Origin of the sequence: Selenihalanaerobacter shriftii (genome assembly GCF_900167185.1) — a bacterium.
GTDB lineage: Bacteria > Bacillota > Halanaerobiia > Halobacteroidales > Acetohalobiaceae > Selenihalanaerobacter > Selenihalanaerobacter shriftii.
This window is the reverse complement of the sequence record NZ_FUWM01000010.1, coordinates 26,076-39,232: the sequence shown is the minus strand read 5'-3', so window position 1 is coordinate 39,232 and position 13,157 is coordinate 26,076. Positions and strand designations below refer to the sequence as shown.

General features: G+C 31.3%; 8 protein-coding genes and 1 riboswitch. Of the genes, 1 reads left to right on the top strand and 7 read right to left on the bottom strand.

Features of this window, described 5'->3' with window-relative positions; all coding sequences use genetic code 11:
- Positions 1-6 precede the first annotated feature (6 nt).
- The 5 genes from B5D41_RS06680 to B5D41_RS06660 all read right to left on the bottom strand — a co-directional run bounded on the left by B5D41_RS06680 (position 7) and on the right by B5D41_RS06660 (position 5,759).
- Positions 7-696, bottom strand: coding sequence for a Crp/Fnr family transcriptional regulator (locus B5D41_RS06680; RefSeq protein WP_078809849.1), 690 nt, complete (start codon positions 694-696; stop codon positions 7-9).
- Between the two features lie 131 nt (positions 697-827).
- Positions 828-1,043, bottom strand: a complete 216-nt coding sequence (locus tag B5D41_RS06675) for a cation transporter (RefSeq protein WP_078809848.1) — start codon at positions 1,041-1,043, stop codon at positions 828-830.
- Positions 1,044-1,067: 24 nt separating this feature from the next.
- Entirely contained in the window at positions 1,068-2,900 is a 1,833-nt protein-coding gene (locus B5D41_RS06670; RefSeq protein WP_078809847.1) for a heavy metal translocating P-type ATPase, read from the bottom strand.
- Positions 2,901-3,079: 179 nt separating this feature from the next.
- Complete coding sequence (gene lysA / locus B5D41_RS06665; RefSeq protein ID WP_078809846.1) at positions 3,080-4,399, bottom strand: diaminopimelate decarboxylase; 1,320 nt, start codon at positions 4,397-4,399, stop codon at positions 3,080-3,082.
- Between the two features lie 125 nt (positions 4,400-4,524).
- A riboswitch (Lysine riboswitch) is annotated at positions 4,525-4,698 on the bottom strand.
- Positions 4,699-4,811: 113 nt separating this feature from the next.
- The gene (locus tag B5D41_RS06660; RefSeq protein ID WP_234983907.1) at positions 4,812-5,759 is read right to left on the bottom strand and encodes a DMT family transporter; all 948 of its coding nucleotides are present in this window, start codon (positions 5,757-5,759) and stop codon (positions 4,812-4,814) included.
- 387 nt (positions 5,760-6,146) lie between these two features.
- On the opposite strand from B5D41_RS06660, the gene B5D41_RS06655 reads away from it, so the two are divergent.
- Positions 6,147-7,508: a tetrathionate reductase family octaheme c-type cytochrome gene (locus tag B5D41_RS06655; protein ID WP_078809845.1), complete on the top strand. Its 1,362-nt coding sequence runs from the start codon at positions 6,147-6,149 to the stop codon at positions 7,506-7,508.
- Between the two features lie 64 nt (positions 7,509-7,572).
- Here the strand turns inward: B5D41_RS06655 and B5D41_RS06650 are convergent, their stop codons facing one another.
- A complete protein-coding gene (locus B5D41_RS06650; protein ID WP_078809844.1) occupies positions 7,573-11,346 on the bottom strand; it encodes a DUF4280 domain-containing protein in 3,774 nt (1,257 codons plus the stop codon).
- Positions 11,346-12,464: a hypothetical protein gene (locus tag B5D41_RS06645; protein WP_078809843.1), complete on the bottom strand. Its 1,119-nt coding sequence runs from the start codon at positions 12,462-12,464 to the stop codon at positions 11,346-11,348. The genes B5D41_RS06650 and B5D41_RS06645 overlap by 1 nt, the downstream gene beginning before the upstream one ends.
- Positions 12,465-13,157 lie beyond the last annotated feature (693 nt).

The following is a 13,157-nucleotide window of genomic DNA, read 5'->3' as shown; positions in this document are numbered from 1 at the left end:
GAGACATTAACTGTTCTTTAATAATTCTTTTTTTCTTATTATAACTTTTTTTTGCCCATGAATAGTAATAATGCCTTCTGTTTGTAAATTAGATAATTTTCTACTCAAAGTCTCCTGAGTCATTGCTAACAAATTAGCCAATCCTTCTCTACTGAGTGGTAACTCAATTACTAGACCTTCTTTAGTTTCAACTCCACTTTCTTGTGCTAAATCTACTAATAATCTGATAGTCTTTTGACGCGCATCTTCTAAAGCCAAAGATTCAAGCATCTGCTCTGCTTCTTTTAAACGACTAGTAATAGCAGATAATAAGCGATAAACTATATTAGAATTTTCCTTTAATAACCGCTCTAAGTCTTTTTTATTAATTTCACAAATAATACAATCAGTAATTGCCTGAGCACTAGTATCTAATGAATCTTCTTTAAATAAAACCATTTCTCCAAAAAAATCATTTTCTTTTAAAAGACGTAAAATATGTTCTTTCCCATCCCTAGATGTTTTATAGATCTTAGCCTGACCTGAATTTAAAATATATATTTTTTTACCCAATTGTCCTTGCAGAAATATTATTTCTCCCTTTTTATATTCTTTCCTATTAACCAACTTGTTAACTTCTTCTAATTTATCTAAGCTTAGCTCGGTAAAAATAGGAACCTTACTAGCACAAAGTTCATTTTTCTGACAACAATCCATCTGCTTTTCCCCCTTTAATATTTAATTTTATCATATTACTCTCCAAAAACAAATTAAATAATTATAAAAATCACAAACTTAAAGGTATTAATCCATCAAGATGGATTAATACCTTTAAGTAATAGTTTAAGTTATGAAACTCTTTCCACCTCATAACCCGTAGTAGCTACTGCTTTTTTAAGTTCATCAATTGTTATTTCGTCTTCGTTAAATTCCACCTTAGCTTTACTAGTAGTGTAATGAACTTTTGCTTCTCTTACACCAGTCTGTTTGTTTAATATTTTTTCAACTTTTTGGGCACAATCTGGACAAGCGAGATCTTTTAAGTAAAGTTTTTTATTTTTCACTAAGACCACCTCCTTGCTTAATAATTATACTTCATATCGTAATAAGCGCATGGCATTGAGAATCACCATTATTACACTTGCTTCATGAACTAACATACCAGAAGCAAGGAAAACTTTTTGGCCTAACACTCCAGCTAAAAGAGTAAAAACAACTAAAACAGCAAAGATTACATTTTGTTTAATGTTTTTATTTGCAGCCTTACTTAATCCTATAGCAAAAGGTAATTTATCAAGTTTATCTGCCATTAAAGTTATATCAGCAGTTTCAATAGCAGCATCAGTTCCTGCACCTCCCATTGCAATTCCAATATCCGCTGTTGCTAATGAAGGAGCATCATTAATACCATCACCTACCATAGCTACAGTATAACCCGCCTTTTGTAATTCATTGATAGCTTCAACTTTATTATCTGGCAATAATTCTGCTCGATAATCGTCTACCCCCAGTTCTTCAGAAATACTTTGAGCAATCCTTTCGTTATCTCCAGTCAACATTTCAACTTTTTTAATCCCTAATTTCTTCAACTTATTTATTGTTTCTTTAGCCTGTTTTCTAGGAGCATCGGCAATAGCTATTAGTCCTAAAATATTATTGTTTTTCACAACAAAAACTACTGTTTTACCCATTACCTCTAATGCTTCCTTTTCTTCAATTAATTCTGTAGTAGTTTCAATATTATTTTCACTAAGCAACTTTGTATTCCCTACCAAAACTTCATCCTTATCTGTTCTAGCAATAATCCCTTTACCAGTTATCACAGAAAACTCATCTACTTTACTTAATCTATTTTCATCATCAACTTTATCTATTATTGCCTGAGCTAAATGATGTTCTGATCCTAATTCTGCATTTGCTGCAGTAATTAACAAATCCTCTTCTGTCCCTGATAAGGCGACAAGATCAGTGACAACTGCTTCTCCTTTAGTTAAAGTTCCAGTCTTATCAAAAGCAACTAAATCTATTTCACCAGCTTTTTCTAAATGTTCTCCTCCTTTAATTAAGACTCCATTTTGAGCTGCATTTCCTATCCCTGAAACAATAGAAATCGGTGTAGAGATAACTAAAGCTCCAGGACAACCAATTACTAATAATGTTAAAGCTAATCTTACATTCTGAGTAATCATGAAGATAATTATAGCTAATATAATTATCCCTGGAGTATAATAACGAGAAAACTTCTCCATAAATTTCTGAGTTGGTGCTTTTTGTTCCTGAGCTTCCTCCACTAACTGAATAATCCTAGCAAATGTTGTATCTTCACCTACTTTTTGAGCTTTAATTTCTAAGTAACCGTTTTTATTAATTGTTCCACTATATACTTCATCTTTTGTTGATTTTTCTATTGGCTTAGATTCTCCTGTAATTGAAGCCTGATTGACTGTACTCTTTCCTTTTATTACTTCACCATCAACTGGGATTTTTTCGCCTGGTCGAACTATTACTTTTTCTCCAACTTCTACTTCTCTAGCTGAAATTTCTTCTTCCTCATTATTCCTAATAACATTTGCAGTATTAGGAGAAAGATCCATCAACCCTCTAATAGCATTTCTAGTCTTATTCATTGTCTTAACTTCTAAATAATTTCCAAAGACAAATAGAAAGGTTACAGCTGCTGCTTCCCAATATTCACCAATAATTAAGGCTCCGATAGCAGCAATAGTTACTAGAGTATTAATACTTAATACTCCCATCTTTAAAGTATTAAAAGCATTAATAGCAATTTGATAACCAGCTACAATACTTGCTAAAATCATAATAATATTAAAGAAAACAGGATTAAGATTTAAAAAATGAGTTAACCAAGCAGATAAGATTAAACCTCCAGATATAATTACAACTTTTAATTTTTTATTCATCTTTATTACCTCCCTCATCACTTCTTGTAACCATCCTATCGTATAAAAGAATATATAACTATGATTTAAATCAAATTTTAAAATTCATTAAAATAATAAGGTTAAAATTAAAAAAGCTAGATTCTACTGATTAAGTAAAATCTAGCTTAAATAATCATATATTAATTAGAAAGTAAAATTTAATTACTTTTTAATCGTTTAGGAATTTCTTCTTTAGCTACTAAATCTTCATAAGTTTCACTTCTAATAACCTCTTCAACCTGACCATCATTAACCAAAACTACCCCGGGTTTAGGTAAACTATTATAGTTATTAGCCATTGAATACCCATAAGCGCCTGTACAACTGACCAATAAAATATCTCCACTTTCTAATTTAGGTAACTCAATATCCCAAATCAACATGTCTCCTGATTCGCAACATTTACCAGTAATGGAGACTACTTCATCTGGGCTTTGATCTGCTTTATTGGCTATAATAGCCTCATATTCAGCTTCATAAAGAGCTGGTCGAATATTATCCGGCATTCCCCCATCTACTGCTACATACTTTCTAATATCAGGGATTGCTTTAATAGAACCTACAGTATAAATTGTAGAACCTGCTGTCCCAATAATAGAACGTCCCGGCTCATTAATTACCTTTGGTAGAGGGATCCCTAATTCTTCGCACTTCTCTTCAATAGCATTAGATACTATCTTAGCATATTCTTCAATATCTACAGTCAGGTCTTCTTCAGTATATTTAATACCAATCCCACCGCCTAGATTTAATTCTTCCATAACTAAATCTACTTCATCTTTAACAGTTTCTACGAAATCTAGCATCACATCTACTGCTAATCCAAAAGATTCTAAATTAAAAATCTGAGAACCAATATGGCAATGTATTCCTTTAACCGATAAATTATCTAAATTAACCGCTCTTTTAATTGTTTCTAAAGCTAAACCATTTTGAATTCCAACTCCGAATTTAGAATCTGTCTGTCCTGTTTGAATATAACTATGAGTATGAGCCTCTACTCCTGGAGTTACTCGAATTAAAATATCTACTACTTCATCTCTTTCACCTGCTATGCTATTTAATAAATCTAATTCATAATTATTATCTACTACAATTCTACCAATTCCAGCCTCTAAAGCCATTTCTAATTCTTCTGGTGTTTTATTATTTCCATGGAAATAAATCTTATTTACTGGAAAATTGGCTTCTAAAGCAGTATGCAATTCTCCACCAGAAACCACATCTAAACCTAAACCTTCTTCTTCAATAATTCGACACATAGTCATCGACATAAAAGCCTTACTTGCATAAATAGTTTCTGACTTAGGATACCATTCCTCAAAAGCTTGTCGATACGCCCGACAATTATCTCTAATTTCCTTTTCATCAAGGATATATAACGGCGTTCCATATTCTTCAGCTATTTTTGTTACTTCACAACCACCAATTTCTAAATTTGCCTTTTCATTAATTTCCATTGTACCATGTAATATCATACTTACTACTCCTTCCTCCATTCTCTTTTTTATAAATATTTTATGAATGATTTATATATTTATATGCTGATATTAAAAAAACGGTTATGATATTATCTCATAACCGTTAAAATCTCATTCACAGTATATAAGATAGCACTTCACTCATTCAGTGACAGTTCTATAACTATTAATTATAGATCCAACCCTAAAAATTAGTGCAATTTTTAAAGCTTCGGCAATAACTCCTTTCATTCTAAGTCATAGTTTACACTTAACTCCTTAGAAGTACTCTTAGTCACTGCGCCTCTATCTTCAACTATTCTCATGTAAATATTCTCTTAAATAGGATAACATAATTATTAATCACTGTCAACAAATTTTTTATTTATTATACTCTCCTAATACTTTAACTAAAAACTAATATTTAAAATTAAGTTTTATAAGTTCTAGATACAACTTTTTTGGGCTCATAATTACCATAATAATTAGTACCCCAGACTCCTAATAAGATTAAACCTCCTCCTATAATATGAAACCAATAAAAAGGTTCATCTCTAAATACTACTCCAGCAATTATTGAAATAACTGTTGTTAAATTTGTAAATACTGCTGAACGAGAAGCTTCTATCTTTGATAACATGAAATTCAATAAGAAGAATGCTAGGACTGAAGACAGAACTCCTAAATAAATAATAGCAATTAAAGCATTTAAATTCTCTAATGGTTGAAAATACTGCTTGAGCATTCCTGCTCCTATATGTTGAATGATAGATATTCCATTAAACACTACAGCACCTATTACCATCATGATATAAGTAATCTCCACTGGTTTAAATTTTAATGATAATTTTCTAGACAATATATTAAAAATTCCACCGGAAATAACAGCACCTAACAGAATGAATAATCCTTTTAATTGTCCTTTTACATCTAAATTTCCTTTCATTACTATTATAAATAATACCCCTACCACTGAAATAGTAATAAAAATAACTTGCTGCTTACTAGGGATTTCTTTAAGAAAAACAGCAGCCAATATAGTTACAAAAATAGGAATTAAAGCAATCATCATCCCAGCTTCCGAAGAAGACGTTATCTGCACTCCTAAAGTTTCAAATATAAAGTAAGCCACTGGCTGAAATGTAGTTAAAAGTAATAATACTCCTAGTTTTTTACCTCTAAAATTGACTTTAATTATCCCTAATATCTTTAATACCGTTAATATTATGGCCGCTATTGCAAATCTAAAGCCTAATAGATGAAAAGGAGCTAACACCTCTAAACCTTCCTTAGTAAATAAAAATGAAAATCCAAATATAGTTGCTACAAATAATCCTGCTAATATAGGTAGTAGTTCATCTGTTATTTTATTAAACACTTCTTGTCACATCCCTTTTTATAATAAATTATCTATATTAAATACTCTATTATAATTAAAACATATTTAAGAAAGTATCACAATGATATTTAAAAATTTATTTAAAATTCCTGATTTTATTAGATAATATATAATATACATTCTATCCAACTTAAAATTTAATATAACCATCCCCTCCTACCCCCGGTCATACACTCTTCCTAGTGTTCACATTTTGTTCAAATTATTATTTAGTATTGCAGGATATATTTTCTTATTGTCGAATATATCTAATAAATGGCATAATTGATAAATATCATTTTATTTTTTAAAAGGGAGGTGAATAATCATACTTAAAATAATTTAATTAATTTCAAGTAGAATACTATATAAAAAGGGGAGAAAATAATGGGTAAGAAATTAACATTAGGTATTGTATTTATTTTAACATTATTTGTAGTTTCAAGCACCGTAATGGCTATGGATCATTCAATGTTTATTAAAGGTCCATTTGATAGCGGAAAAGATGTAACTAAAAAATGTATTTCTTGTCATTCAGAAGAAGCTGAAGATGTTCAACATTCAATCCACTATCAATGGGAAGGAAAAACTTCCACTATTAAAGGAAATAAAAATAAGAGTTTAGGAAAGAAAGATGACATTAATGGTTTCTGTATCTCTACTCCAGCAAATGAACAAAGATGTGCCCAATGTCACGCCGGTTATGGTTATGGAACTGAAGAATTCAGTTTTGAAGACCAAACTAATATAGACTGTCTTGTCTGCCACGCTGACTTATCAAAGTATAAGAAAGCTAAGAAAGATTGGGGTAGACCAGATAAGAGTGTAGATTTAGTTAAAGCAGCTCAAAGTGTTGGACAACCTACACGTGAAAACTGCTTATCTTGTCATGCTTATGCTGGTGGCGGTAATAACGTTAAAGAAGGAGACATTGAAAAAGAACTAATCCATACTAATAGAGAATATGATGTTCATATGGGTACTGATGGAGCTGATATGAGTTGTCAGTCTTGTCACGTTACTAAGGATCATAAAATCCCTGGTAGAAGTATTCATGTATTAGGCAGTGAAGGTACAGTAACTTGTGCTCAATGTCATACAGACAAGCCTCATAATAGCAGTAATATTTCTAAGAAAGCTAATGCTACTCTTAATGAACATGCTCAAACTGTTGCCTGTCAGACTTGTCACATCCCAGAATTCTCTAAAAAGTCTAAGACTAAAATGGAATGGGATTGGTCAGCAGCAGGTAGTAAAGATGCAGATTCTAAGTTAAAAGGTAATTTCGTGAAAAGGAAGAATGTTAAACCTACATATTTATGGTATAACGGAATGAGTGAAAATTACTTAGTTGGGGATAAGATCAATCCAGATGGTCCAACTATTCTTGCTAAACCAGTAGGTAGTATTGAAGATAAAAAGTCTAAAATTTACCCATTCAAAGAGTTTACTAGTAAGCAACCTGCAGATGCTAAGTATAATCAATTAATTACACCACATCTGTTCAAAGGCTTCTGGGGACATTTTGATTGGGATAAAGCCCTTAAAGCTGGTGCAGAAGCTGGTGGATTAAAGTATAGCGGTGAATATACATTTGAAACTACTAAGACATTCATCGGTATTAGTCACGAAGTAGTACCAAAAGAAAAAGCTCTAAACTGTGGTTCTTGCCACTTAGGCGGAGATAGAATTGACTTCGAAGCTCTTGGCTATGAAGGCGATCCTATGGTTAAAGGCGGTAGAAATTAAATAAACAATGCTTTAAATCCCTAATGCGTATGATAGCATTAGGGACTTTTTATTTTAATCTCTTTTACTCCCTTACTAAACTCTGTCCTGGATTAGTAATCTTAATAGAACCTCCATAACCACATTTTATTGTAGATGTTTCAAGTAATGTAGGTATATCATGAATAGTAACGTCATTTTTACCACCTTGCCAAGAACCAGTTGGCTTAGGAGTACAAGGCGGTGTTGGGTCACTAGATCTCTTACATTTACTACCGAATTTACTCATGCTAGTATCTTTAATAGTAGCCATAGGCTTACTTTGAATATAAACTTGATATTTATCTGCAACACTTAGAGTACTCGGTCCTGTCCCTAAACTACACTTCAGCTTTGCTCCATTACAGACATATAATCTTTCTGAACCACTACCTCGTGCAATAGAAGAAGTATCTTCACCCTCTTGCTCTTGCTGTTCTTCTTTTTTCTTATCTTTCTTATTCTCCTCTCCACTTGTTGTGGAGGCTGTTGCTGCTTTGGAAGACTTTTGAGAGTCACTATTCTCTTGACTCTCTTCTTTTTCATCTGGGAATATTATCGTGTCCTCGGGATATATCCAAAGGAAGTTATCTTTAATTCGCTCTTCCTCTTCTAGAAATTTGTTTTCTTCTATGGCAAGTATTTCAGATTTAGAAGCCTCTTTACCATTTTTACTAACTATCTTATTTCCATCTAAGTAATAAGGGGCTTTCTCTTCTACCCATAAGCCATAATCGCCTTCTTGGAAACCTTCAATACATAGAGTCTTTGTTTCTTGCTTGTCATCAAAATAATTGATATATATATTATCTCTATTATCCTTAACATAATTATTCTTAGTTTCATCTTGATGACCTGTAACTTCCGAAAGCTGGTTTGGGATATAGACTTTTGAACCAACTTTTAACTTCTTAGCTTCTTCTTCAGTAAAATTACTACCATCCTCTTTTTCTAACTCTCGCCAACGATTTGCTTCTCCTAAATACTCCTCTGCTATCTCTCTTAACATATCGCTTTCCATTACCTTATAGACTAGTCTTGGCTTTTTATTTCTTAATACCTCTAAATTTTTCCCCTTAATATACTTATCATTTAATCTTAACTTACCCCTTGCTTTATCTGTAACCCCTTCTAAGCTAAGTGAACTATTACTTAAAGCTTTATTATAATCATATTTCCTATTATGATTTAACCCCGGAAGACTATAACCCTTATCCGGTAAGTCTATATTATAATCTAAATCATCAAACTCTCTAATCATCAATACATTCCATGAGCTGTTACTGTTATTGTTACTTTGATCTTTATATTTAACCCTATATTTGATTTTTAAAGTATTCTTTTTTAAAATTTTAAAGAAATGTTCAAATGAGGTATAATAATAAATTACTTCTAAAATTCTGCTGTTATCTTGTTTAAAACTTTCTACATATTCCTGATACTTAACTTGATCTCCTAGAGTCAGATATTCGTTTTCTAATCTTCTTTTTAAATTACTACCTATCTGCTCGCCATTAATTATTATCTTACTCTTTTTTATCACGTCTTTAGTGTATTCTTCTTCTTTATAGTAATTTATCATTCCTATACCTGTCCATAATTTAATATCATTTGTCTTATCTTCCTTCATACCAGATTTATTATCAACCCTAGTACTATTTTGTGATTTATCAGTTTCTAAGTTAATACTACCGGATATTGAATTTCTACCTACTTTAAAAAAATCATGATTCTTATTATCAATATAATCCGCTGGATTTCTTGATTGGATCTCTTTTTCAAAGATAATATAATTATAATCTAAGCTACTATCTATTGTATTTCCCACCCAATTACTTCTAATAAATTTCTTATTAAATAATTCATCTAATATTATCTTATATGATAAAGGGTCGTTACTTAAGTCTAAACCAAACTTCTTTGCTTCTTGATCTATTATATCTATACTCTTGACTGTAAGTATATTTGGAGACATATCTGCTGAACCATTAGTTATTACTATTATTGTCTCTTCTTTAAGTAATCTTTTAGCATACTCTTCTCCAAAATAGTTACTTAAGTCATCTAAATATCTATTAATTTTATTATTGTTATTAGGTACTATTACATTTTTGATATTTTTAGATTGCTTTTCTGAATTAAGCTTCCTATCTATTCGGGCAGTATCATAATATTTTAAATTCTCAGTTGACACTTTCGTAGGATCACCATTAAAGACTTCATCTAAAATCTCTTTAATCTTCTTATCCCCTTGCTGATTAAAGTTATAGTAGGCAGTAAACTCTATATCTTCCTCTTCTTTTATCTGTTCTTGATAAAAATGACCTATCTGCTCTACCACTCCTATATAGTTAGTGCTTCCATTCTTAATTTCAAATTTGGCTAAGTTTTGAGAGTTTTGCTTAACAAGTTTACTATAATCTATGGAAATATCCTTATTTGTTATCTTATTAGTAACTGCACTAAGATTATTTGAATTAAACAAAGTCGTATTATCTAATTGAACTGCTAAAGAATTTAAGCTATCCTCTGCTAAGAATGCCTTCATTCCCTCAAATACCCCCGGGGCATCTATTTCTTTTTCTACTATTATGTAATTTATATCCTGATTTGGATTATATCCTTTAGTTTCATAAGGAAATGTAAAGTGCATTCTACTAGCCCCAACATACTTTTTTAGATCTAATAGATTATCCTTTGTTACTTCTAATCCTAACGAAATTATCTTCTTCCATGATATATCTACATTCTTATTTTTATCTTCGTCTTTAGTTTCATCTTCTTTCTGCTTAAGATATTCACCATAGGCTGCTTTCACTCCATTCGAAATAGATTGAGCCGAATGAACAATTAATAGTCCTAACATTCCATAGACTACCTTATCTAATATATTCTTGCATGTCATGCCTACTTTTAATAAGATTATTCCTAAGGATGATAACCAGCCCATTGCCTTAGCTGCGAACATATTACATCTAGCTTCAAAGATAATTCTATTTTTTATTTCAGTTTTTATTTCTTGTTCTCGCACTGGATGTTTCCTTATTTCTTTCCAATTCATATTTCGGTATTTAGGATCATACATCACCGTTATAACTGCGGGAGCCCAAATAGCAAAATATTCACTAATAATCTCTTTCCCTTTTTGAGAAGCTTTATTTTTTAGACTCTCTAGCTTCGTATCGTCTTTATTAATCTGTTCCTCTAACCTTTTACTTAAATCCTTGACTTTTGTATCATTTCCAGCTTTACCAGCCTCTTTTACTTTCTCTGCTAATTGCTTTTCAAGGGACATTCCTCTTTTTAATTCTACTAAATCCTTAGTAGTTGAAAATAATTCATAAGTATTCTTTGCTTGCTTTGATTTCTGATAGGTTTCCATAAATCTTTGTGGATTTCGCGTAGTTGAATCACCTTCTTTTACTCCAACCTTTGTTATAAATTCACCATCTAAAGACTCAGGCATCTGCTTAGATAAGTAATCAAACATAGCAACTGAACTACCTGTTATAAGTCCTTTATATTCCTCTTTCATACCACTTAAATCTCCAAATAATGATTGCATTGAATCGTCTTTAGATGAAAAGAATGTAACTATTACATCACTTGCAGATAAGAAAGCCTGTTTAGCTTCGCCTTCGGCTATCCATTCGGCGTTGTTTAGGGCGTTGGTGTAAGATGTTGCTAAATTATCAATGGCATCTTTTGCTGTTTCTGGATATGGACATTCTGCCCAGGGTTTACCTTCTTCAATATCTTGCCAATCTTCTCTTACATAGTACTCTCCAGCTTTTTCATAATATTCAACTATCTTAGCCATTAAATTTCCCCCTCACTTTTTAATTTTTGATAATTAAAGTGCATAATTACACCAGATTCTCCATTTTTATTCTTAAAAATATCTTTAACCAATCTGCCCTTTTCATTATATTTACTTTCAATCCAAAATGTTATCCAAAATTCACCATTATCTTTTCTTGCCCTTCTGAAATCCTCTATTTTATTTCCATTTTTATCATATTTGTTTTTTCTAATTCTCTTTATAGTTCCATTACTATCTCTAGACACAAATTTTATCTCATTGCCATTTTCATCATACTCTCGCTGAAACCAAGTATCAATTTTACCATTTATTCTTTCTATATATTCTTTACTCTCACCAAATCTATTATAATATGTAGTAATCTCTGCCTTCTTCTTCCCAAACTGCCCATCTATATTCCTTATCTCCGTCTCTTTTATCAATCTGCCTTGCTCATCATACTCTCTTTTAAAATGAGAAACAGCATGCAATTCAAAGATACCATCAACATCATCTATTACTTTCGTTTTTTCTCCTTTTTTATTGTAATAGAACTTTTTTTCTCGGCTTCGATACTGATCATTAGTATATTTATACTTTAAATTACCATTTTCATAGTAATTGTAAATACCTTTTCCACACTTAACTCCCCATTCATTCTTTGCTATATATCCCGTCTTCTTACTCTGGTCATTATAACTATAATCCTTAGTAATTCCCATTATACCTCCGCCTAACATTGATCTGCTTCTGGTTTCTTCTAATAATTTATCATTATCACCATATTTATATCTTTCATAACTAGTTACTTCGCCTTTTTCATTCTTATCAATTTCATTCAATAGTCTATCGTACTTATCATACTTTTCTATTCTTGTTACATACTTTTCTCCGGAATCTACATCTTCTCTTATAATTTTAACGACTAAGTGCACCTTCTGTTGTTGCTCTTTTGATAATTTATAATATGGCTCTTGTTCACTCTTATCCTGCTTACTATTTGCTTCTTTACTCTTAGCCTGTACTTTTTGCGTTTCTTGCTCATTTTGCTTAGCATTACTACGATCTTCTGTACAAGCAGTTAATGTTAAAATGAGTGCTAAAAGTAATATTAATACTCTGCTAAATTTTTTCAATCTTTCATCCCCCCTGTTTAGTGTCAGTAGTCAATGTAAGTGTCAATTGTTATCTGTGTCAGTCTGTAGTTGATAATTCTCTTATTTTGACACTAGACTTACACCAGACTATCCACTAAACTTTTAAAATCCTTTAAGTCATTAATTATTATCTCTTAATTGTTTTTAGTCTGTGTTTGGTCTGTGGTAGTCTGTATCTAATAATCATTTCCCCCTTTCTAATCTTATAACTTACTGAAAACTGACAACTAATTATAACATACGATTCTCAAAAAATTCTCAAATAACCATGATTATCCACTACTTTTTCAAAAACAATTTCCGATAAATTCTTATAGGTATCGCCAAACCTTGAAGTATTATGATCCTATTTGGGATAATTAATGATATTTGTGCATGCTTTTTATAAATTAATTCTACTTTTTTTAGATTTTATTTTGAAAAATTTAAATAAGCCCTACCTAAAAGAGCGTCCTAGTTAACTAGGACGCTCTTTTGATCTTACAATCTGTTCTCAAATATTTATTTAAAATTTATATTAGGCTTGTCCAGCCTACAAGTCAACCATTCAGTCTACACATCAAGACTGATTGTGTAAACTGCTGGTCATAAGCCTATGGAAACTTCTACTTTTGAATTCGATAACTCCTGCCGGGCTTGTCCAGCCTACAAGTCAAGGCTGGTCATAAGCCT

Coding starts and splice junctions, on each gene's coding strand:
- B5D41_RS06680 (WP_078809849.1), bottom strand. CDS start 696: ATGGATTGTTGTCAGAAAAATGAACTTTGTGCTAGTAAGGTTCCTATT.
- B5D41_RS06670 (WP_078809847.1), bottom strand. CDS start 2,900: ATGAATAAAAAATTAAAAGTTGTAATTATATCTGGAGGTTTAATCTTA.
- lysA (WP_078809846.1), bottom strand. CDS start 4,399: ATGATATTACATGGTACAATGGAAATTAATGAAAAGGCAAATTTAGAA.
- B5D41_RS06655 (WP_078809845.1), top strand. CDS start 6,147: ATGGGTAAGAAATTAACATTAGGTATTGTATTTATTTTAACATTATTT.
- B5D41_RS06650 (WP_078809844.1), bottom strand. CDS start 11,346: ATGGCTAAGATAGTTGAATATTATGAAAAAGCTGGAGAGTACTATGTA.